21 protein-coding genes, 2 pseudogenes and 1 riboswitch are annotated in these 20,318 nt (G+C 35.6%); of the genes and pseudogenes, 6 read left to right on the top strand and 17 right to left on the bottom strand.

Annotated features, from left to right (window positions below; genetic code table 11):
- Nucleotides 1–330: 330 nt before the first annotated feature.
- On the bottom strand, nt 331–1,500 hold the full coding sequence (locus BHX94_RS01420; protein ID WP_096076103.1) for an MDR family MFS transporter: 1,170 nt from the start codon (nt 1,498–1,500) through the stop codon (nt 331–333).
- Nucleotides 1,501–1,586: 86 nt separating this feature from the next.
- Here BHX94_RS01420 and mnmL point away from each other — a divergent pair, with 86 nt between their 5' ends.
- Both mnmL and mnmM read left to right on the top strand, forming a co-directional pair.
- The gene (gene mnmL / locus BHX94_RS01415; RefSeq protein WP_096076102.1) at nt 1,587–2,534 is read left to right on the top strand and encodes a tRNA modification radical SAM protein MnmL/YtqA; all 948 of its coding nucleotides are present in this window, start codon (nt 1,587–1,589) and stop codon (nt 2,532–2,534) included.
- Nucleotides 2,535–3,086 carry a tRNA 5-(aminomethyl)-2-thiouridylate-methyltransferase MnmM gene (gene mnmM / locus BHX94_RS01410; protein ID WP_096076101.1) on the top strand — a complete coding sequence of 184 codons (552 nt, stop codon included), beginning with the start codon at nt 2,535–2,537 and terminating at the stop codon, nt 3,084–3,086.
- A 43-nt stretch (nt 3,087–3,129) separates the two neighbouring features.
- On the opposite strand, the gene BHX94_RS01405 is transcribed toward mnmM, so the two are convergent.
- Both BHX94_RS01405 and BHX94_RS01400 read right to left on the bottom strand, forming a co-directional pair.
- Complete coding sequence (locus tag BHX94_RS01405) at nt 3,130–3,537, bottom strand: transcriptional regulator, SarA/Rot family (protein WP_096076100.1); 408 nt, start codon at nt 3,535–3,537, stop codon at nt 3,130–3,132.
- 29 nt (nt 3,538–3,566) lie between these two features.
- A complete protein-coding gene (locus BHX94_RS01400) occupies nt 3,567–4,388 on the bottom strand; it encodes an alpha/beta fold hydrolase (protein ID WP_111744609.1) in 822 nt (273 codons plus the stop codon).
- A gap of 86 nt (nt 4,389–4,474) precedes the next feature.
- Between BHX94_RS01400 and BHX94_RS01395 the strand changes: the two genes are divergently transcribed.
- Complete coding sequence (locus BHX94_RS01395; protein WP_096076098.1) at nt 4,475–4,999, top strand: gamma carbonic anhydrase; 525 nt, start codon at nt 4,475–4,477, stop codon at nt 4,997–4,999.
- A 35-nt stretch (nt 5,000–5,034) separates the two neighbouring features.
- Here the strand turns inward: BHX94_RS01395 and BHX94_RS01390 are convergent, their stop codons facing one another.
- From BHX94_RS01390 to BHX94_RS01375, 5 genes are all read right to left on the bottom strand, one after another.
- Nucleotides 5,035–5,367, bottom strand: coding sequence for a hypothetical protein (locus BHX94_RS01390; protein WP_096076097.1), 333 nt, complete (start codon nt 5,365–5,367; stop codon nt 5,035–5,037).
- Between the two features lie 136 nt (nt 5,368–5,503).
- Complete coding sequence (locus BHX94_RS01385; protein ID WP_379874944.1) at nt 5,504–6,169, bottom strand: NAD(P)H-dependent oxidoreductase; 666 nt, start codon at nt 6,167–6,169, stop codon at nt 5,504–5,506.
- 74 nt (nt 6,170–6,243) lie between these two features.
- Nucleotides 6,244–6,378: a VOC family protein gene (locus tag BHX94_RS13075; protein WP_275068258.1), complete on the bottom strand. Its 135-nt coding sequence runs from the start codon at nt 6,376–6,378 to the stop codon at nt 6,244–6,246.
- A 78-nt stretch (nt 6,379–6,456) separates the two neighbouring features.
- Nucleotides 6,457–7,182: a nicotinamide riboside transporter PnuC gene (gene pnuC, locus BHX94_RS01380; RefSeq protein ID WP_111744608.1), complete on the bottom strand. Its 726-nt coding sequence runs from the start codon at nt 7,180–7,182 to the stop codon at nt 6,457–6,459.
- Nucleotides 7,183–7,193: 11 nt separating this feature from the next.
- Entirely contained in the window at nt 7,194–8,288 is a 1,095-nt protein-coding gene (locus BHX94_RS01375; RefSeq protein ID WP_111744607.1) for an AAA family ATPase, read from the bottom strand.
- A gap of 162 nt (nt 8,289–8,450) precedes the next feature.
- Here BHX94_RS01375 and BHX94_RS13070 point away from each other — a divergent pair, with 162 nt between their 5' ends.
- Both BHX94_RS13070 and BHX94_RS01370 read left to right on the top strand, forming a co-directional pair.
- On the top strand, nt 8,451–8,582 hold the full coding sequence (locus BHX94_RS13070; RefSeq protein WP_257790034.1) for a hypothetical protein: 132 nt from the start codon (nt 8,451–8,453) through the stop codon (nt 8,580–8,582).
- A 169-nt stretch (nt 8,583–8,751) separates the two neighbouring features.
- On the top strand, nt 8,752–9,741 hold the full coding sequence (locus BHX94_RS01370) for a proline dehydrogenase family protein (protein ID WP_096076093.1): 990 nt from the start codon (nt 8,752–8,754) through the stop codon (nt 9,739–9,741).
- A gap of 82 nt (nt 9,742–9,823) precedes the next feature.
- Here BHX94_RS01370 and ribH read toward each other — a convergent pair whose 3' ends face one another.
- The 7 genes and pseudogenes from ribH to BHX94_RS12965 form a co-directional block, all read right to left on the bottom strand.
- Entirely contained in the window at nt 9,824–10,288 is a 465-nt protein-coding gene (gene ribH / locus BHX94_RS01365) for a 6,7-dimethyl-8-ribityllumazine synthase (protein WP_096076092.1), read from the bottom strand.
- Complete coding sequence (gene ribB, locus BHX94_RS01360; RefSeq protein ID WP_111744606.1) at nt 10,285–11,475, bottom strand: 3,4-dihydroxy-2-butanone-4-phosphate synthase; 1,191 nt, start codon at nt 11,473–11,475, stop codon at nt 10,285–10,287. The genes ribH and ribB overlap by 4 nt, the downstream gene beginning before the upstream one ends.
- Entirely contained in the window at nt 11,475–12,098 is a 624-nt protein-coding gene (locus BHX94_RS01355; RefSeq protein ID WP_096076090.1) for a riboflavin synthase, read from the bottom strand. Before BHX94_RS01355 ends, ribB begins: the two co-directional genes overlap by 1 nt.
- On the bottom strand, nt 12,079–13,140 hold the full coding sequence (ribD, locus tag BHX94_RS01350) for a bifunctional diaminohydroxyphosphoribosylaminopyrimidine deaminase/5-amino-6-(5-phosphoribosylamino)uracil reductase RibD (RefSeq protein ID WP_111744605.1): 1,062 nt from the start codon (nt 13,138–13,140) through the stop codon (nt 12,079–12,081). Before ribD ends, BHX94_RS01355 begins: the two co-directional genes overlap by 20 nt.
- A 124-nt stretch (nt 13,141–13,264) precedes the next feature.
- A riboswitch (FMN riboswitch) is annotated at nt 13,265–13,391 on the bottom strand.
- A gap of 170 nt (nt 13,392–13,561) precedes the next feature.
- The gene (gene hutI / locus BHX94_RS01345) at nt 13,562–14,791 is read right to left on the bottom strand and encodes an imidazolonepropionase (protein WP_111744604.1); all 1,230 of its coding nucleotides are present in this window, start codon (nt 14,789–14,791) and stop codon (nt 13,562–13,564) included.
- A 54-nt stretch (nt 14,792–14,845) separates the two neighbouring features.
- A complete protein-coding gene (gene hutU, locus BHX94_RS01340) occupies nt 14,846–16,495 on the bottom strand; it encodes a urocanate hydratase (protein ID WP_111744603.1) in 1,650 nt (549 codons plus the stop codon).
- Between the two features lie 20 nt (nt 16,496–16,515).
- Nucleotides 16,516–16,692: pseudogene (locus tag BHX94_RS12965) on the bottom strand (YjiH family protein); the annotation flags it as partial.
- A gap of 341 nt (nt 16,693–17,033) precedes the next feature.
- Here BHX94_RS12965 and BHX94_RS01330 point away from each other — a divergent pair.
- Nucleotides 17,034–17,917 (top strand): annotated as a pseudogene (locus BHX94_RS01330) (LysR family transcriptional regulator).
- Here BHX94_RS01330 and hutG read toward each other — a convergent pair.
- Both hutG and BHX94_RS01320 read right to left on the bottom strand, forming a co-directional pair.
- Nucleotides 17,877–18,845, bottom strand: a complete 969-nt coding sequence (gene hutG, locus BHX94_RS01325; RefSeq protein ID WP_111744602.1) for a formimidoylglutamase — start codon at nt 18,843–18,845, stop codon at nt 17,877–17,879. The pseudogene BHX94_RS01330 and the gene hutG overlap by 41 nt on opposite strands.
- Nucleotides 18,846–18,847: 2 nt before the next feature.
- Nucleotides 18,848–20,305 carry an FAD/NAD(P)-binding protein gene (locus BHX94_RS01320; RefSeq protein WP_111744601.1) on the bottom strand — a complete coding sequence of 486 codons (1,458 nt, stop codon included), beginning with the start codon at nt 20,303–20,305 and terminating at the stop codon, nt 18,848–18,850.
- Between the last annotated feature and the right edge of the window lie 13 nt (nt 20,306–20,318).

The following is a 20,318-nucleotide window of genomic DNA, read 5'->3' as shown; positions in this document are numbered from 1 at the left end:
TCCTCCTTTTAATTAAAAAAGACAGTCATCCCTCAATAAAAGGGACGACTGTCATCTATGACAACCGCGGTACCACCCGCAATTCACTTTAAAGTGCAGCTTTATATATACAATTCAACACTAGCAAGTTCATAAGTAACAAATACCAGTTCACATCAACCACTGGTTTTCTAAAAAAATGTTCGCTTATTACTACTCTAGATACATATACTATAAAGTAGCTTTAAATCTTTTTCAAGTCTTTTTACTAAAAATAAAATACATCTCAATCAATTAATTTGAATTATGCAAATATTTTAAATTTTTAGTGTAAAATTAAAACTTCATCGTTCATGTAGTCTGTTTTATATTTTTATCGAATATTGACAGGAATATAAATCCGATTAAGACAAATCCGATCATCGTATAGAACATCATATGCATATTGTAAAGATCAACGATAACGCCACCTAAAACTGGTCCTATCGCTCTACCTAATGTTGCTGTGGAATTAACAATCCCTTGATATACACCAGTTCTCCCTTGTGGTGCCAGATCATTGGCAATGGTAGGAACTGCTGGCCAGACAAACATTTCTCCGATTGTCAATATAACCATTCCAATAATAAACATAGAGAAATCCTGTGCAAAACTCGTTACGATATATGAAATAATAAAAATAATCAAACCTGTTGCTATCTGCATCTTTATCTTTTCACTCATAAAATTAATCACCGGTTTAATCAGTGGCTGACCTGCTATGATTAATACGCCATTGATGGCCCATAACAAACTATATTGTTTAAGTGATATGCCAAGGTCTTGCGTATAACTTGAAATCGTAGACTGCCATTGTACATAGCCAATCCAGCATACACAATATGTAACACAAATGAGTATGAGTGCTGTAAAGCGATCCTTATCTTTAATATTGCTGACATCTTTCATTACATTACCACCCGTTTGGACAACACCAGCTGTTCGGTACCCAAAGAATGCGATAAAGAAAAATACGACATACAACAATAGATTTAGCATAAAAATATAATCGAAGCTTAGTTCAGCAATAAAGCCACCAAGTGCTGCCCCTAATGCCACCCCTATATTTTGGGATAAATAGATGGCATTAAATGTTTTACGTCCTCCTTGTGGCCATGCTGTACCAGCCATCGCATAAATAGAAGGAAATACGATACCTGACCCAAAACCTAAAATGACGAGCCACACGGCATACCATGGCCACCCATGTAAGAATAAAATACCGATTAAACTAAGCATGGAAATAACGATACCAATAAGTATCGAACGGTATCCACCGTATTTATCGAACATTGACCCACCTAACAAGTTGCCAAGCACAGAAGCACCTGAATTAAGCATTAATACTAATCCTGCTAAACTTAAACTTTTCCCAAGTTCATTATGTAAATAGATGGTATTAAGCGGCCACACTAAACTGGCACCTGTTACGTTTACTGCCATTCCGATGACAAGTAGCCATACGAGTTTTGGCATTTTCATAGAATCATCTACCTTTCTTAAAATTATTTTTTCCGATTTTCTCTATTATATGTTAAAATCCATATGTTAAGAAAGAAGGAGACATAATGACACAATTTAAATATACATTAGATTCAAAACTTTATCATACATGGAATTATCATTTAAGACAAAAATTCGGTACAAAAATATTTAAAGTCGCTTTAGAAGGTGGATTCGATTGCCCCAACCGAGACGGCACTGTAGCGTTTGGCGGTTGTACGTTCTGTTCTGCTGCGGGAAGCGGTGACTTTGCAGGTGAACGTGTAGACCCTATCCCTGTCCAGTTCGAAAAAATAAAAAATAAAATGCACGAAAAATGGCATGACGGTAAATATATCGCCTATTTTCAGGCTTATACGAATACACATGCACCACTCGAAGTACTAAAAGAAAAATATGAAGCCGCATTAGCTCAACCTGGCGTTGTCGGATTATCTATTGCAACACGTCCTGACTGTCTGCCAGATGACGTCGTTGAATATTTAGCAGAATTAAATAAAAGAACATACCTCTGGGTTGAACTTGGACTACAAACCGTTCATGAAAAAACTTCTAACATCATCAATCGTGCACATGATATGCAGTGCTATTATGATGGTGTTGCGAAACTGCGTAAACATAATATTAATATTTGTACGCATATTATTAACGGATTACCGTTAGAAGATTACGACATGATGATGGAAACCGCGCATACTGTTGCACAAATGGATGTACAAGGCATTAAGATTCATTTACTTCATCTATTAAAAGGCACACCAATGGTAAAACAATACGAAAAGGGTATGGTCGAATTTATGAGTCAGGAAGATTATGTGAAGCTCGTTGCCGATCAGTTAGAAGTTTTACCGGAAGAGATGATCATACATCGTATCACAGGTGACGGACCAATTGACTTAATGATTGGACCGATGTGGAGTGTCAATAAATGGGAAGTATTAAACGGTATTGATGCTGAACTCAAAAATCGTAATAGCTATCAAGGTAAACTTTATAAGAAGGAAACAGTATAAATGAAAGCTTTAGGTATACTCCCCTTTGCACGTGCACTTATAACAAATTATATTGAATCAGGCGATATCGTTATCGATGCAACGTGTGGCAATGGAAATGATACTTTATTTTTAGCACAACTTTTGAATAATACAGGTCATATACACGCATTCGATATTCAGTCACAGGCAATTAACAATGCTAAAGAAAAAACTATAGGTTACCATAATATCAGTTATCATCAGACAGGTCATGAAAATGTGCTGGATGTGTTAAACCAAACTGTAAAACTTGCTATTTTTAATCTTGGTTATTTACCAAAAGGCGATAAAAGCATTGTAACGATACCAAAGACAACGATTCTGGCCATCGACAATATATTTTCATTACTTGAAGTTGGAGGCATCATCATACTCGTCATCTATCCAGGACATCCTGAAGGGCAGGTTGAAAAAGATGCTGTCTTAGAATATCTTAAACAAATAGATCAAAATAAGGCACATATCTTTAAATATGAATTTATTAACCAGAAGAATAATCCACCATTTGTCGTAGGGATTGAAAAAAGATAAAAAAAGCAAGTGGTTGTTTTTGAACAACCACTTGCTTTTTTTGTTATAAACCACAAATTTCAAGTATATCATCAAATTGACGCTTCAACTTATCTTTTTTACCTTTTAAACAAGAACAAGCTGCATCTACTATCTTTTCTTTTTCAGGTAAACGATCCTCATTGTAATAAATCATAACAGTACGTTCATCATCTGCCGGACGAACTTTCTTAATCCAGCCATTTGCTACTAAATTATTGTAGAAACGCGTTCTTTTATATGGCTTAATATCTAAAAATTTATCTAATTCTTTCATCGGCATCGGTCCTTTATCCCAAAGCGCTACCATTACAATATATTCTTCTTTCGTTAAGTTAAATTCTGAAGATATCATTTCAAAAATTTCATCTATTTCTTTCTGTAAGTCATTCAATAGAACCATATCACTGACTTCATGTTTATCTTTTGACATTCATTCTCACCCTCTAAATTTGCAATATCTTATTCTATACCCACTTCCTCTGTAATCAATCCAATATAATTCATTCTATTGTTCATAAATGATTCGATATAGTATAAAACATTGTCCTTTTCAGGCTCATTGTGAAGTTCATGAAACAACGTACGCCAGTTTTTAATATATATTTCAGAAGACTTAATTTCCTGTGAAAATAATTTGATCTGATCGACATCTGCAATACGGTCTTGTTCTGAATACATTATTAGTACCGGGATATCATTGATTTTATGAATATTCTCCATCGTTTCCTTCATGCTTTCAATAATTGACTTGTACCAATTAAAACTTACTTTTTGGAGCATCAAAGGATCACTTTTCATTTCAGCGATAATTTCTTTATCACGCGAGAAATCTTCTAAAGGAATATTCATATCAAACTTCGCATCCTTTGAGATAGAACTTAAACTTGATGCGAGGAAATTTTTACGTGTAGTAACTGTGTTCTGAAATCCAAATAAAGGTGAAATAAGCATCACAGCTTCTAGTTTTATATTTACCTTTTCAAGTAAATTGACAGCGATTAAGCCACCTAATCCAACACCTAATAAAAATACCGGAAGATGATATTCTTCAGCAACCTCAATCCATTCCAATACTTTCTCACGATATTCATCGAAATTTTCGATATGTCCTCTATTTACACGGGAAGTTTGTCCTTGTCCAGGTAAATCTCCCATAATTACATGATAGCCATCACGTCTTAAATGTGTGATAAACCATGCATATCTACCATGATGCTCTAATATATTATGTACAATTACAACTATTCCTTTTGGTGCCTTTTCAGTTTCCCATTTCCACATAATGATACTCCTTTAATAATTTCTTTATCCGCCTTTTTAATGATATTATTATTATTATATCAAAACTTATGAAAGGTGGTTACAATATGTTATATGAATATGATGGTAAGTATCCTGAAATTGATGACAGTGCGTTTATCGCACCGAATGCAGTGATAACTGGCGATGTAAAAATCGCAAAAGATGCCTCAATCTGGTACGGTACAGTTATTCGAGGAGATGTCAGTCCAGTCATTATTGGAGAACATTCAAATGTACAGGATTTATGCTGTCTCCATCAATCACCGGATGCACCGCTTATCATCGAAGATAATGTAACAGTCGGACATCGCGTCACGCTACATTCAAGTATTATTCGCACAGGTGCATTAGTAGGAATGGATTCTACAGTACTCGATGGAGCAGAAATTGGTGAGGGTGCATTTTTAGGAGCAGGTTCATTGCTCACTCAAGGTAAAAAGATTCCACCAGGTATGCTAGCTATGGGCAGACCAGCAAAAGTAGTAAGAGCTTTAACAGAAGAAGATAAACAAGATATGGCACGCATCCAGCAGGAGTATGCTGATAAAGCAAAAGTATATAAAGCGATGCATGAAACTCATAAACAATAAAAAGGTGAAGCTTGATGGCTTCACCTTTTTATTGTTTATGCAATTCCAAATTTTTTATGCATGAATGGTAATCCAGCGATGATATAACTAAATACGAACTCATAGAACATTGAGAAGAAATTAGCAAAGAAATATGTGAATGTATGACTAATTACAGCACCCATACCTTCAGCAGCAAAAGCAAAGTTTGCATCAATTGCACTATCGACTAAGTTTAATAAAATAATTACAATTCCCATTAACCACGCTTTTTTCGTTACCATTGCAACAATTACAGCGATAATTGTAATAACAATCGGTTCAAAAACGAATAATTGGAAAAATGGATCTAATCCACCGAAAATATAATACGCCATATCTTTAAACATATAGACACCTCTTCATTGATATACTTTATAATTCACTTTTTATTCTATCACTGAAAAGGTGCTTTCAATATTAAGATTATTTAAAGATTGCTTGAATACATTTACAAAGAATTTACAAACGGCTTGTTACGTTGTTTTAGAACCACGTAATTACTTCGTCAACAGACTTTCTAGATTTTTCCTGTCGGGGGTCAAACTTTCGATAACCAAACGAAACCATAACAGAAATACTTTCATGCTGATCATCAATGATACCCGCTTCTACTAAAATAGCATTTACCTTATGATAATCAAATCCTTCTATCGGACATGAATCGATACCGATTTGTGCTGCAGCAGTCATCATGTTCCCAAGCGCAATATATGTCTGTTTACTTGACCAGTCAAATAGTGCACGCTCTGAATCTACCACTTCAATATGTTCCGTCTGAAATTCTTTATAAATCGATAGCATACGCTTTAATTTATCTTCATCCGGTTGACGTTGTTTAAAATGCTCAATAAAATAATCCGAATCATAACGTACATCCTTTCGTGCTAAGATTAATACGAAATGACTTGCGGTCGCCAGTTGTTTCTTTGCACCCCAGGCTACATCGCTAATCTTATTCTTTATTTCTTCATTCTCCAATACAACAAATCTCCACGGCTCTAATCCCACTGAAGATGGGCTAAGTCTTGCCACATCCAGAATAAAATCCATATCCTCTTTAGGAATTTTCACTTCATTATATTGTCTTGTAGCATGTCTAAAATGATGTGCTTTTAATATTTCTTCCTTGATTATTGATTTTTCCATCATTGTCACCTCTAACATTATATATACAACACCTATATATAAAATCAAAATAAAAAGACTCAACTGAGTCTTTTCATTTAATGCTTTTGTGTTAATGCAAAATAGTTACCTTCAAAATCTGAGAAGTTGATTTCAAACTGCATCACTTCGGTCCAGAACTTAACCGCCTGCGCCTGATCTTTAGCATAAAGCATCACACTTTGTAATTTCATCTGTTTCTCCCTCTTTTTTCTCAATTATAAATCATACATAAAGAAATCTCTCTTATAAATATAAGAGAGATTAAAAAATTATTGTTGTGTTTCAATCTGAAGTTTCTTCCAGTAGTAGTATCCATAGACACTGTTGATTAAGAATCCAATCCACATCACTACCATTGTAACACCTGTCGCATCAATAGCACCAGTATGCATCATTTTTCTAACCCATAGCGTGATAGATACGATATTAACAACAATCCAGAAGAACCATTGCTCTTTAAATCGAAGTGACATCAATACTTGACCTGTTAAATTTAAACTGACATTTAATGCATCAAGAAATGGTTGCCCTGATTTAATACTTTCAAGATATTTTGCAAATGCGAAATAAAAAGCTCCGCCAAGCAATAAAGTAATCGCCCATTGTATGGCTGTTAAACCTTTCGTATCAACTTCCTGAACTTCAACTTTTGGCGTGCTTAACGTGTGCATATTGCGAATCCATGCATATAAACCGATAAACTGGAATACACCAAATACAACTTGTAAGTATACTTCACCCATTAAATTTGCCTGATAACTGATCCAGCCATATGTAATCACCTGAATTAAACCATAGAGGAACGTACTTAAACGACCTTTTGCGCTCATAATCACACACAGGATACCAGAAATACTTGCAATAACGTTAATCCAGTCAATTTCCTTCGTTTTGATAAAGAAATATACAAGAATAGCAACTTGCGCTAATAAAAATAATCCAAAGAATACTTTTTCATATTTCGTAAATCCTCTAAAATCTTTTATTAAAAACATATCTCATCTCCTTAGTTATCTTTGCCATCTGCTAAAATTTCATCTACCAGACGATGTGCTTCTTCATATTTTTCCTGGAAACTATTCCCTTTAAGTACAACCATCTTATCTTCCAGTCCTTGATATTTGATTTCATCCAGGAACATCTGGTGCATATCAAGACGTGCTTTCTGATCTGCCATACTCATATCGCGGAAGCCATCATCGACATATTGCGTCGTAGGAGGTAATACGATGATTAATGCCCACGTCTGTAAAGAAATATAATAATCAAAGACCGGTGCAATTTTCTCGTAATCTTCTGGTGGTGCATATAATTTTGTATAAAGTTTAGTTGTCATCACGTCAGTATCTGCAAAGAATACTTTACGTGTACCTGGCGAATGAATATGTTTACGATTCAGTTCAAACTGACCAATTCCAATTGCATGTAAGTCTTTAATGTCGAGTTCATCATCACGTACTTGACGTATTGTCTGATATTCTCTCGAATATTCTAATGAATACGATGTTGAATAACGGCGTGCTAAATCTCGTACGAGTGTTGTTTTTCCAGTACTTGCCGTTCCGATAATCAATATATTCTGTACAAAGAAACGTCTGAACGGGCGCGTTACAAAATCCCAGTTTAATATTGGATTCTCGCGAATAGAAGTTCCACTTATACCAGTGATACGACGATCCACTTTCGTAATCTGAACGTCGCTAGATTTGAACACACCTTTAAAATATTCATCAAGTGGCTGAATATACTCTTCTTCGCCAACATAAAACGTTACGGATTGCATCGCATAGTTATTTTCTGTTGCTGCAGTTTCAATCTTTTCCTGAAGTAAAGCAAGCCATGGTCCCCAACCGTCAGGATAACGCGGAATATTAGTTTCATCCAATGTTAACACAGTAACATTCGTGTCATCCTTTAATAATTCACGCATCGCTTTGACACGGTTTGTTAAACTCATACCTGCTAAATCACCACGATCACCTTCATACCCAGAAACAATTACTAACGCATGCGCATTTTCACGTTTCGCCCTAATAATCTGTTCCAGATGTCCGACATGACACGGTGCGAACGTCCCGAAATAAATTCCTAAATCTCTCATCTGCCTTACCCCTTTTATGTAAATTAATATCATTATATCAATTATACGATAATTATCTATCTTAATTATTGTTTACAATTTCTATATAAACAATTTACATATAATTCACTGGTTCTTCATATTCAAAGTTTAAACTGAATTTAAATACGAAGGAGGTGCGTTATGAAATTTATAAAAAAATTAATTATCGTATTATCAATCTTTTTAGCTTTACCCCATTTTATAGAAATTAGTAACGAACCTATCGAAAAAAAATTAGTAGCAGATATGAAGAAAGCTCAGTTAATTGACTAAGCTTTTTTCTTTGATTAAAAAGTGAATTTTTTGTGAATTTTGTGTTAAATGATACTTTAATTTTTATAAATATTTAAATTTTCCTTTGACCTTTAAAAGCGTTTTCATTATGATTATTCTATTAGGGGATTGTAATCAGATGATTACTATAATTAAGGAGGAACAATAGATGGGATTATCAAGAGATTTTTTTATTGCTTTAAGTGAGAACGCAACTTTAAATGAAGCTGCAAAAAAGTATGGTTTAGCATTAGGTGCTAACAAAGTTGTTGCTGGAACTGATGTTGAAACAACAATCGAATCAATTCGTGCATTAAATGCTCAAAACATTTCTGCAACTGTTGATAATTTAGGTGAATTTGTTTTCTCTAAAGAAGAAGCCACTGCAGCAAAAAACAACATTTTAACGATGATTCAGGCATTATTTGATGCTGGTGTAGATGCACATATGTCTATCAAGCTGACACAAATTGGATTAGACGTTGATCCAGAATTCTGTTACGAAAATTTACGCGAAATTCTTTTAAAAGCCCATGAGTGTGGCAACATGCATATCAATATGGATACTGAAGACTACAATCATACAGTTCAAACTTTTGAAATGTTAGATCGTTTAAAAGGTGAATTTAAAAATGTTGGTACAGTAATTCAAGCTTACTTATTCCGTGCTACTGAAGAAATCGAGAAATATAAAGATGTACGTTTACGTTTAGTAAAAGGTGCTTATAAAGAAGATGCATCTGTTGCTTACCAATCTAAAGAAGATATCGATGCAAACTACATCAAAATTATCGAACAACGTTTATTAAACGCTAAAGCAATGACTTCAATTGCAACACACGATCATAACATTATCGATCACGTGAAGAAGTTTATCGCGCAACATAACTTAAACAATGACTTAATCGAATTCCAGATGTTATATGGATTCCGTTCTGAGTTACAAGTTGAAATCGCAAACTCTGGTTACAACTTCTGTACTTATGTTCCTTATGGTGAAGACTGGTACGGTTACTTTATGAGACGTTTAGCTGAACGCCCACAAAACTTACAATTAGTTTATAAATCAATCGTTACACCTCAAGTAGAGCGTGGTGCGATTGTTGCTGGATCAGCTTTAGCTGGACTTGTAGTTTTAAGAAAATTATTAAAGAAATAATAGTTTGAAGACCGTGAACAAATTGTGTTCACGGTCTTTTTTGTTTTTGTTATTTTGAAATTGGGGTTTCACCAATTTCGCACTAGATAGATTCAACCATCTTATTAAGATTTGCCATCTCTATAGCACCGATTGCCGCTTCTCCACCTTTATTTCCTGCTTTAGTACCAGCTCTTTCAATGGCCTGTTCGATTGTTTCTGTTGTAACTACACCAAAAATTACTGGGGTACCATATTCTCCTGCTTTAGCAATACCTTTTGCTGCTTCATTACATACGTAATCATAGTGTGTTGTCGCACCTCTTATCACACAACCTAAAGTAATAATAGCATCATACTTTTTCTTTTGTGCGAGTTTACTTGCGATAAATGGTAATTCAAACGCGCCTGGTACTAAGAAAGTATCAATGCTCTCACTTTCTACGCCATGTCTTTCTAACGTATCAACTGCACCTTCTGTTAAACGGTCTGTTATAAAATGATTAAATCTTGATGTAACAACTGCAATCTTTAATCCTTGTCCTGTTAATTGTGCACTATAGTTCATATTAATTTCTCCTCCAGTAAATGTCCTAATTTTTCTTTTTTCGTTTCAAGATAATGTTTATTTATTGCATTGCTTTGAAATTGATGTGGAATTCTTGTTTCAACTTCTATGCCGTATTGCTTTAATCCGTTAATCTTTCTTGGATTATTTGACATCAGGTTGACTTTACTTACACCTAAATCCTTTAATATTGAAGCAGCGACAGCATAATCCCGCATATCACTATCAAATCCTAATGCATGGTTTGCTTCAACTGTATCAAGTCCTTGTTCAATCTTTTCGTATGCTTTTAATTTATTGATCAGTCCGATGCCGCGGCCTTCTTGTCGTAAATAGATTAAAATACCGCCTTTTTCTTCAATATGCTGCATGCCTTTTTCTAGTTGTATCCCACAGTCACATCGTTTACTATGAAATACATCTCCTGTCAGACATTCTGAATGTATTCGAATATCCGGAATACCTTTATAGTCTTTAACATACACAACATGTTCTTTATCGCTATAAAGTTCACTAAACCCATACATCGTAAATTCACCAAATTCAGTTGGCATATTCACTTTAGCTTCGCGTGTTACGAGAGGCTTTTCGCTTTTTATATACTCAACCAGATCGGCAATAGTAATCATCTTTAATCGATGTTCTACTTTATATTTCGCTAAATCGTCTCTGCGTGCCATCGTTCCGTCATCTTTAATTATTTCACAGATAACACCTGTCTCACTTGCACCGCATAGTTTCGCTAAATCTACACATGCTTCTGTATGCCCAACACGTTCAAGCACCCCGTTTGGTTTAGCAATTAACGGGAATACATGTCCCGGTTGATTGAAGTCACTCAATGTAACGTTTGTGTCCGTCAATGCTTTCACCGTACAATATCTTTCAAATGCACTGATTCCTGTAGTTGTTGAAGCATGGTCGATACTGATGGTAAATGCGGTTTTATTTGGATCCTGATTATTATGCGTCATCGGCTGCAAATTCAAGCGTTCATTTAACGCTGTAGATATAGGCGCGCAAACCAATCCACGTGCATGTGTAATCATAAAGTTTATCGTATCTTCAGTCATAAAGTCTGTTATCGCTACAAGGTCGCCTTCATTTTCACGATCTTCATTGTCAACCACGATAATTGGCTTACCTGCCTTTAAATCTTCTAATGCACTTTTAATAGTATCAAACATTACAACATCATCTCCAATTTCGATAAAGAAAGACCACTTTCTTCTTGTTTACTGTTCAATATATATTTTCCTAACATATCGAATTCAATATGTACTTTATCACCTGGTTTAAGTTCTGAAAGCATCGTGCTTCTTACCGTTTCAGGTATGATATTCAGCCCAACGCTATGATCTAATTTAAAAATCGTTAAAGATATACCGTTAACAGCAATCGAGCCTTTCGGAATAACAAATTTGCGAAATTCATTTGGAAGTCTGAGCTTTAACTGCATTGTCTTTTCCCTGTGATTAACGCTTTCTACAATGAGACTCGTATCGACATGGCCAGTTACAAAGTGACCGCCAAGCCTTGTCGTCGGTAATAATGCACGTTCTAAATTTACTTTCGTACCTTGCTTCATATTTCGAAACAACGTAATAGCACTCGTATCTTCTAATATATCCACATTGAAGCTCGAATGATTAAAGGCAGTGACTGTAAGACATACACCGTTCACACTGATAGAATCACCAATGTGCATGTCTTCTATAATACGATTACAATCTATCGTCATAAAGGTAGTATCTCCCTGCTTTTTCAGTTGAGCTATGACACCAACTTCTTCAATGATGCCTGTAAACATCAACATCATCCTTTCTGTAAATCAGTAATACATCCTGGTCGAAAGTCTTAACAGAGACAAGAGAAAGGTCAGTAATTTCTGACATTTGTGAAGGTTGATCAGTTATTAAAAACTGATGCTTTGAGGATCCACCTAAAATTTTCGGGGCAATATACTGGTGTATTTCATCAAAAGTTCTGGCAGATACAAACGCACGCATCGTCTGCATACCGCCTTCTATAATTATGCGGTTAATTTTATGTAAATATAAGGCTTCTAAAATGGTTTCAGGATGTAGATCAGTGAGTACGATTACGGTAACACCATCAATCGACTGATCAGTTGTCGTCACAACGATTAAACGTGATTTGTCATAATCGTTATTATCTTTGTCATTTATTTCGAATAATCCATTAGAAATAACGACTTTCCTGATCCGTTTATCTCTATAATTTCTACTATCAAGTGTTGGCTGGTCATGTTTATATGTATTGTAGCCTACAAGTATGGCATCACTGGTATAACGCACACAATGTGCATGATTTCTTGATGCTTCATTAGTAATCCACTTACTAACGTCATCATCATCTGCTGTCTTACCGTCGAGTGTCACACCCATTTTCAGTATCGTATAAGGTATCTTACGTAGCTTTGCTTTAAAGAACGGCTGATAATAGTCATCGATTTCACTGATATACAGTTGGTCTACAACGATTCCGTGCGCTTTCATAGCATCAATATCTGAATGCAGCGATTTATCTTGCACTGCATATACCACACGCTTTATACCACTATCGATAATCTTTTGTGTGCATGGTGGCGTCTTACCAAAGTGACTGCAGGGTTCGAGCGTACAGTAAAGCGTCGCTCCAATTGCATGGCGTCCTGCCATATTCAGTGCATTCACTTCTGCGTGTGCTTCACCTTCTGTAAGATGTGCACCAATACCTACAATTCTATTATCTTTCACTACAATACAACCTACAGCAGGATTACTGCCTGTCTGACCATCCGTCCATTTAACAAGTTCAAATGCTTTATCTAAATACAAGTTATTATTCATCTCCTATAAAAAAATGCCCGAATCAAAAGATTTGGGCATTTGTATTTTAGGTTCAATAAATAAGACCATGATAATAGTATTTGCAGAATTTATACATCAACAAATAAACCATCACAATGGCACCTTATTCTTTCTCCCATCCAGACTATACTGTCGGTTTCTGAGTTTCACAGAATCAGCATCAAATATATATTTTCAGCTCACGGACTATCACCGCCGGTTGGGAATTTCACCCTGCCCCGAAAGAATAGTTATTAACTTGTCTGTCAATTAAGACAATTTCATCATAGCGAAGATTGTATAAAAAATCAATGCAAATAATATATTTCATCGAAAATTGTATAGAGGGTGAGACATAAGTCTTAGCGCGCTTCTGTTTAACAGCTTAAACGGCAGAACACTTCTGTCCCAGTCTCTGATATTATAATTTAAAGTGATTATTCACAATCACTTTACCGTTATGGATTACTTTTTCTGCATGGTTCACACCATAATGATAAGGGATATATTCATGATTCTTTGCATGCCAGATGACTAGATTAGCTGCATCACCAGCATCTATCGTACCTGCGTCAACACCCATTGCTTTCGCTGCATTAACAGTTACTGCATTCCAGATTTCTTTCGGTGATAAGTTCAACTTAAGTGCTGCTATACTCATTACCATCTGTAAATTACTAGTTACGCAACTTCCCGGATTATAATCCGTTGCAATCGCAATTGCTCCATTGTTGTCTAACATGCCTCGAGCATCTGCGTATTCTTCTTTATTTAAATAAAAGGTTGTTCCTGGTAATAATACAGCTACTGTATCACTGTCTGCTAACATCTGCTTACCTTTTTCGCTCGCTGCAACAAGGTGATCAGCACTAATTGCTTCTTCTTCTATTGCTAACTCTAATCCACCTAATGGGTCGATTTCATCTGCATGAATTTTAACAGGTAAACCAGCTGCTTTTGCTGCCTGCATATATTTACGAGACTGATCTATTGTAAATACACCTGTCTCACAGAAAATATCAGCAAAATCTGCAATATCCTTAACTACCTGTAAATCTTTAATACATTCATCAATAAATGTTTCACTATCTTTATCTTTTGGTACTGCGTGCGGCCCAAGATATGTATGTTTCATATTGATGCCGTATTTCTCCTGAAGACGTTTAGATACACGCAGTTGCTTTAACTCATGTTCTAAAGATAAGCCATATCCACTCTTGCTTTCTACACTTAATACACCGTGATGAATCATTCGGAGTAATTCATGCTCAGCTTTCTCGAATAGTTCTTCTTCAGATGCTTCACGCGTAGCTTTCACAGTTGAATGAATACCGCCACCTTGTTCTAAAATTTCAAGATATGAAACACCTTGACGCTTTAAACTCATCTCATGTTCACGAGAACCACCGTGTACTAAATGTGTATGCGCATCAACAAGTGCAGGAGATACAGTTTTATTCGTTCCATCGATCGTCTCATTAGCCTCAAAGTCTTCGCTAAATTCACCAGCGTATACAATCTTGCCATCCTTTATCACAACCGTACCATTTTCAATCACATTCAGTTCTGCAAGTTCAGTACCTTTAAGTGGCTTTTCTGTTTTCTTAGGTAAGATCAGTTCACTAATATTCTGAATGATAATATCGTTCATTTTCTACATCCTTTCAAATATATATTGATATCTTAATATCTGTATTGTACTATTTTATTTTTCTAACATCGGTACGTTGATACCTTTTTCTTTAGCAACTTCAATCGCAATTTCGTATCCTGCATCAACGTGTCTCACTACACCCATACCTGGATCAGTTGTTAACACACGTTGTAATCTTTCTTCAGCATTCTTCGTACCATCTGCAACAACAACCATTCCTGCATGTAATGAATAACCCATACCAACACCCCCACCATGATGGAATGAAATCCATGATCCACCTGCTGCAGTGTTAATTAAAGCGTTCAATACTGCCCAGTCACCAACTGCATCACTACCATCTTGCATGCTTTCAGTTTCACGGTTTGGACTTGCAACACTACCTGCATCTAAATGGTCACGACCGATTACGATTGGTGCAGAAATTTCACCTGTCTCAACAAGTTTATTTAATGCTAACCCCATTTTAGCGCGTTCACCGTATCCGAGCCAAGCGATACGAGAAGGTAATCCCTGGAACGCAATCTTCTCACTAGCTAAATCTAACCAGCGCATCAATTTCTTATTATCCGGGAATAGCTTTCTCATCTCTTCATCTGCACGTTCAATATCTTTCGGATCACCACTTAATGCTGCGAAACGGAAAGGTCCTTTACCTTCACAGAATAGCGGGCGAATATAAGCAGGAACGAATCCAGGGAAGCTGAATGCATCTTCAACTCCTTCATCAAAAGCAACTTGTCGAATATTGTTTCCATAATCGAATGTTACAGCACCACGATTTTTGTATTCAAGCATGTATTCCACGTGTTTCGCCATCGATTTCTTCGCTAAACGCACAACTTCTTCAGGATTTGTCTTACGTAACTCAATTGTTTCTTCCAGTGAATATTCAACAGGCACGTAACCATTTAATGGATCATGTGCTGACGTTTGGTCAGTTACAATATCAACTTTGAAATCTTTTTCGAGTAATGCTTTATATACATCAACAGCGTTTCCTACTAAACCGATAGATAACGCTTCCCCTTTCTCTTTCGCTTCATTCGCTAAACGAATAGCTTCATCTATGTCATGTGTCTTAACATCACAATAACGTGTTTCGATACGCTTATCGATACGTGATTCATCCACATCGATACCGATAACAACACCACCGTTCATCGTTACTGATAAAGGTTGCGCACCACCCATACCACCAAGACCTGCTGTTAATGTGATCGTACCTTTTAAATCACCATTAAAATGCTGGTTTGCAAGTTCACCAAACGTTTCATAAGTTCCTTGAACAATCCCTTGAGAACCAATGTAAATCCAGCTACCTGCAGTCATCTGACCGTACATCATTAAACCTTTCTTATCTAATTCATTGAAATGTTCCCAATTTGCCCATTTAGGTACTAATACTGAGTTTGATAACAGGACACGTGGTGCCTGATCGTGTGTTTTAAACACTGCGACAGGTTTACCAGACTGCACAAGTAATGTTTCATCCTTTTCTAAGTTGCGTAAGCTTTCAACGATTGCGTCAAAACTTTCCCAGTTACGTGCCGCTTTACCGATACCACCGTATACAACTAAATTCTCTGGATGTTCTGCTACTTCTGGATCTAAATTATTATATAACATACGAAGAACAGCTTCCTGCTCCCATCCTTTACATTCAATCTCTAAACCTTTCTTTGCTCTAATATTTCTCATTTTTAAATCCTCCTGTTATATTAAAAAATAAATAATGCGAATGGAATTGTGATTAATAAAGTTAAAACTACTCTTTCAAACCAAATAACTAAAAGTTTCCAAATTGGAATCTTAATATCAGTAGAAATGATAACTAGTACTACACTTGAGAAGAAAATTATTGCCGAAATACTCACAACACCTGTTGTAAATCTCGTTATTAAATCTACATCCTGTCATATTGCTTCCGGTAATAACATTTCAATAAAGGCATCCCTTTACTAATCTCATCTTTATAAGGAATATCATTATATGTCTTGTTCGATTCAAATCTTATCGGCGGAATATGTACAGTGATTGCAGTCACTATAAAAGTGATAACCAATGTACTACAGAAAAAAAATTCCTATGATGCTATAAACATAAAACCGCCACATCTACATCCCCTCATTTTCTGAATATTCTATCTACATTTTCATTATAATTTGTTATCATATAGATATATAATATCAATAAACTAATAATTAATAGTTTCAATCTATTAATAAAAGGAGATTATATGAAAATCCTGCATTTTGAATATTTTATTGCTGTTGTAGAGCACAATAGTTTCACTCGTGCAGCTGAATATCTTCACATTGCTCAGCCTTCACTAACTACCGCCATCAAAAAATTAGAGCATGAATTAGGATATGCGCTTCTTACACGTTCGACAAAAGCAATCAAAATTACCGAAAAAGGGATATTGTTTTATCAATATTCCAAAGAAATTGTCAAAGCTTATCACCATACTGTTGAGAAGATGTATGATTTGAACGAGAGTGATTTCCCTAAAATAAAGATCGCTATATTAGAGTCAACAAATCGTTGGGTGTCACAAGTCGTCAAAAATCACGCAAATCAATTTGAATCTCAGCGTTATCAAATAAAAGAAATCCTTTCAGTCAAAGATTCTTTAATCGCACTGATGAACTATGATGTGGATATTGCAATTACAAATGAGTTGATAAATGACGAGGCGATCGAATCCATGCCACTATACACTGAGGAATATATTATTTTAGGAAATATAAAAAATCAGGCCAGTAAAGTAGTCACATTAGACCATCTGCCGTTAATATTACCGAATGAATCATTTCAGGTCAGACAACATTTAAACGATTATTTTAATCGTCATGCAATACGACCAAATATTGTAATGGAAGTCGATCGCTTTGAAACAGCTTCAAATTTTGTTCATGACGGTTTAGGATATGCAGTTGTCCCTAAAATATATTATCAATCGTTTAATACTAATCAACTTACTACACATAAAATAGAGCCTACAATTAATCGTACGATTTACATCAACTATCACAAAAAAGAAAGCACTCATCCAGAGTACTTTCTTTAATTGATAGGTTTATTCAATATTGGAATTTCGATGCAGCATACGAAACATAATGTGGCCGACCATTTTTGCTGTACGTCCGTCAATATCATATTCCGGATTCATTTCTGCGATACTTATATGTTGTGTTTTATCATGCTTTAATACTTCTAATATTAAACGTAAAACTTGCTTAGGACTTAATCCAAAGCTACAAGGTGCACTGACGCCTGGTGCATAGGCGCTATCAATCACATCGAGACATAACGTAAGCATAATGACATCATATTTATCAATAAATGATCCAATGCTTTCGTTTGTACTGTCCTGATCAATATGTTCGGCGAGCACATATTCCACTCCGCGCTCTTTAGCAATATTAAACAGATGCTGTGTGTTTCCTGCTTGTTGTATACCAAGAACGAGATAGCCTGCATCAGGATCTTCATCAATAATTTGCTTAAACCCTGTGCCACTTGTAGCCTGGTTTGCATCACGTAAATCGAAGTGCGCATCAATATTAATCACACCAATGGATTGATGCGGATAGAGCTGTCTCAATCCTTTGTAATGTGCATACGAAATATCATGACCGCCACCTAATAACATATGAAACTTCGCAAGAGGATGCGTTTTCTCTATCATATCGGCATATTCATTTTGTACATTTTCAACATCGTTTTCATCTGTTGATATATTACCGAAGTCACCAATAGTTATATCGTCTATCAAAGCCAAATTGCCAAATTTTCCTCTTATTGCATCCGGCCCCTGCTTTGCTCCAATGCGACCTTGATTTAAGTACACGCCACGGTCAACCGCATATCCAAGTATACCGACATCATATTGAGGTGTATGATCTTCTATTTGTTCATTTTCACGATTATCATCTATTTCTTCAAGATCAACGACATCCACAACCTGAAAATTTCTAAAATGCGCGCTATTTTCAGTGTCATCAATTCTGCCGGTCCATAAATTTTCATCGCCCTTTGTGTACATTATTATCCCCCCTTTGATTGCTGAACAAAGCCTTGAACAACACGTTTCGCTTCTTCAGCAAGTTCAATGATACCGTTGTTATAAATATTGACACCGCCTGATTTTTGACCCAGTAAGTAGAAATGTTCTAACTTACCTTTGGCACTTATCACTTCATTATTGACTGGTGTCACATAAAAACCACCATCAGGATGCGTAATCAGCAAGTTTTGATCGACAAGATTTTCAATTAAAGGATTAGGTTCAATCGCATCTTTATAATTTTTCGCTGGTCCTGTTGCATTAATCACATAATGTACACGAATTTCTTCTTTCTTCGTATAAATCCTGTATTTATTATATTTATATTCAACTGAAGTCATATCACTTAATATTTCAATCCTATTGTTGTTGATGCCCTCAATCATCGCTTCTGCGGTTGCTTCAGGCATCGGATTAGAATATGCAGTAATCACATCAGCGTAATGATCCTTATAATATTGTTTGTCCGACTTTGTCATAAACGGCCAGATTAAAGGCGCTGTTCTTGTTAATTCTAAGACGAATGATTGTAAATACCCGACTTCTTTTGGATTTGCTAAATCAAATGTCATTGCACGCATAGGATTTACGCGACTTACATTAAATAATTTATCTGAGTTAATCCCAAGATGTTCAACTTCTTTGTCAAATAAAGCTTTTAATTCTGTTAAAGGCAGAAATCCATTATGCTTTGATTTTATCTTTTCTAATTTAGATAAGGTTATATATTTAAATTTTATATCTGTCATTTCACCGCGAACAGATTGTACTTTACCATCTCTACTCACCAGATAAAGCTTCGTTTTTAATTCCGGAGTGAAATATCGAACTATATCAACAGCAGATAATCCTGAACCGATTACAGCGTAATCTTTTTCCGGTTCAATCTCTATGCGATTTAACGGATACGGCCATTTGAAATAATTCGGTGTATCCATCAATTGATACGGATCCATCGGTCCGAACTGACCTGGTGATAAGAACACAGCATCGACTTTATATGTTTCATCCTGTGTTGATACGAGATAACCGTTATCAATCTGCTCAATATTTCTTACATGATTACTGACAATCCTAACATGCTTCTTCTTAGCAAATTTCTCGAAATGATCTGTCATATATTTACCGAATAACTGTCTTGAATAATATTGGTTCTGAGATACATTTTCATTATCTTCTTTATGTACCTCTAACTGAATCACATCTTCATTTTTGGCAATCCACTTCACAAAATCATCCGGTTTGTTCGGCTTCATGCTAATTAAATTACCTGGATAATTCATGAGTAACTCCGGATCGTCATATTGAAATGCACGGCCGCTTCCTAAATATTTCTGATCATCGAAACAAATCACTTTAAAGTCATCCAGTTTACTTTTTGATAAGTATTTCAAAACATTTACACCTGCCACGCCTGTACCAACTATAGCAATTTTCATAAAAAGTTCCTCC

This window comes from Macrococcoides bohemicum (genome assembly GCF_003259675.1).
Classification (GTDB): Bacteria; Bacillota; Bacilli; order Staphylococcales; family Staphylococcaceae; genus Macrococcoides; species Macrococcoides bohemicum.
The sequence above is the reverse complement of the archived record's forward strand: the minus strand, read 5'-3'. Positions and strand labels throughout refer to the sequence as shown.

What these genes read in the sequence shown, in the direction of transcription:
- BHX94_RS01420 (WP_096076103.1), bottom strand. Translation starts at nt 1,500, where the DNA reads ATGAAAATGCCAAAACTCGTATGGCTACTTGTCATCGGAATGGCAGTA.
- mnmL (WP_096076102.1), top strand. Translation starts at nt 1,587, where the DNA reads ATGACACAATTTAAATATACATTAGATTCAAAACTTTATCATACATGG.
- mnmM (WP_096076101.1), top strand. Translation starts at nt 2,535, where the DNA reads ATGAAAGCTTTAGGTATACTCCCCTTTGCACGTGCACTTATAACAAAT.
- BHX94_RS01405 (WP_096076100.1), bottom strand. Translation starts at nt 3,537, where the DNA reads ATGTCAAAAGATAAACATGAAGTCAGTGATATGGTTCTATTGAATGAC.
- BHX94_RS01400 (WP_111744609.1), bottom strand. Translation starts at nt 4,388, where the DNA reads ATGTGGAAATGGGAAACTGAAAAGGCACCAAAAGGAATAGTTGTAATT.
- BHX94_RS01395 (WP_096076098.1), top strand. Translation starts at nt 4,475, where the DNA reads ATGTTATATGAATATGATGGTAAGTATCCTGAAATTGATGACAGTGCG.
- BHX94_RS01390 (WP_096076097.1), bottom strand. Translation starts at nt 5,367, where the DNA reads ATGTTTAAAGATATGGCGTATTATATTTTCGGTGGATTAGATCCATTT.
- BHX94_RS01385 (WP_379874944.1), bottom strand. Translation starts at nt 6,169, where the DNA reads ATGATGGAAAAATCAATAATCAAGGAAGAAATATTAAAAGCACATCAT.
- BHX94_RS13075 (WP_275068258.1), bottom strand. Translation starts at nt 6,378, where the DNA reads ATGAAATTACAAAGTGTGATGCTTTATGCTAAAGATCAGGCGCAGGCG.
- pnuC (WP_111744608.1), bottom strand. Translation starts at nt 7,182, where the DNA reads ATGTTTTTAATAAAAGATTTTAGAGGATTTACGAAATATGAAAAAGTA.
- BHX94_RS01375 (WP_111744607.1), bottom strand. Translation starts at nt 8,288, where the DNA reads ATGAGAGATTTAGGAATTTATTTCGGGACGTTCGCACCGTGTCATGTC.
- BHX94_RS13070 (WP_257790034.1), top strand. Translation starts at nt 8,451, where the DNA reads ATGAAATTTATAAAAAAATTAATTATCGTATTATCAATCTTTTTAGCT.
- BHX94_RS01370 (WP_096076093.1), top strand. Translation starts at nt 8,752, where the DNA reads ATGGGATTATCAAGAGATTTTTTTATTGCTTTAAGTGAGAACGCAACT.
- ribH (WP_096076092.1), bottom strand. Translation starts at nt 10,288, where the DNA reads ATGAACTATAGTGCACAATTAACAGGACAAGGATTAAAGATTGCAGTT.
- ribB (WP_111744606.1), bottom strand. Translation starts at nt 11,475, where the DNA reads ATGTTTGATACTATTAAAAGTGCATTAGAAGATTTAAAGGCAGGTAAG.
- BHX94_RS01355 (WP_096076090.1), bottom strand. Translation starts at nt 12,098, where the DNA reads ATGTTTACAGGCATCATTGAAGAAGTTGGTGTCATAGCTCAACTGAAA.
- ribD (WP_111744605.1), bottom strand. Translation starts at nt 13,140, where the DNA reads ATGAATAATAACTTGTATTTAGATAAAGCATTTGAACTTGTTAAATGG.
- hutI (WP_111744604.1), bottom strand. Translation starts at nt 14,791, where the DNA reads ATGAACGATATTATCATTCAGAATATTAGTGAACTGATCTTACCTAAG.
- hutU (WP_111744603.1), bottom strand. Translation starts at nt 16,495, where the DNA reads ATGAGAAATATTAGAGCAAAGAAAGGTTTAGAGATTGAATGTAAAGGA.
- hutG (WP_111744602.1), bottom strand. Translation starts at nt 18,845, where the DNA reads ATGTACACAAAGGGCGATGAAAATTTATGGACCGGCAGAATTGATGAC.
- BHX94_RS01320 (WP_111744601.1), bottom strand. Translation starts at nt 20,305, where the DNA reads ATGAAAATTGCTATAGTTGGTACAGGCGTGGCAGGTGTAAATGTTTTG.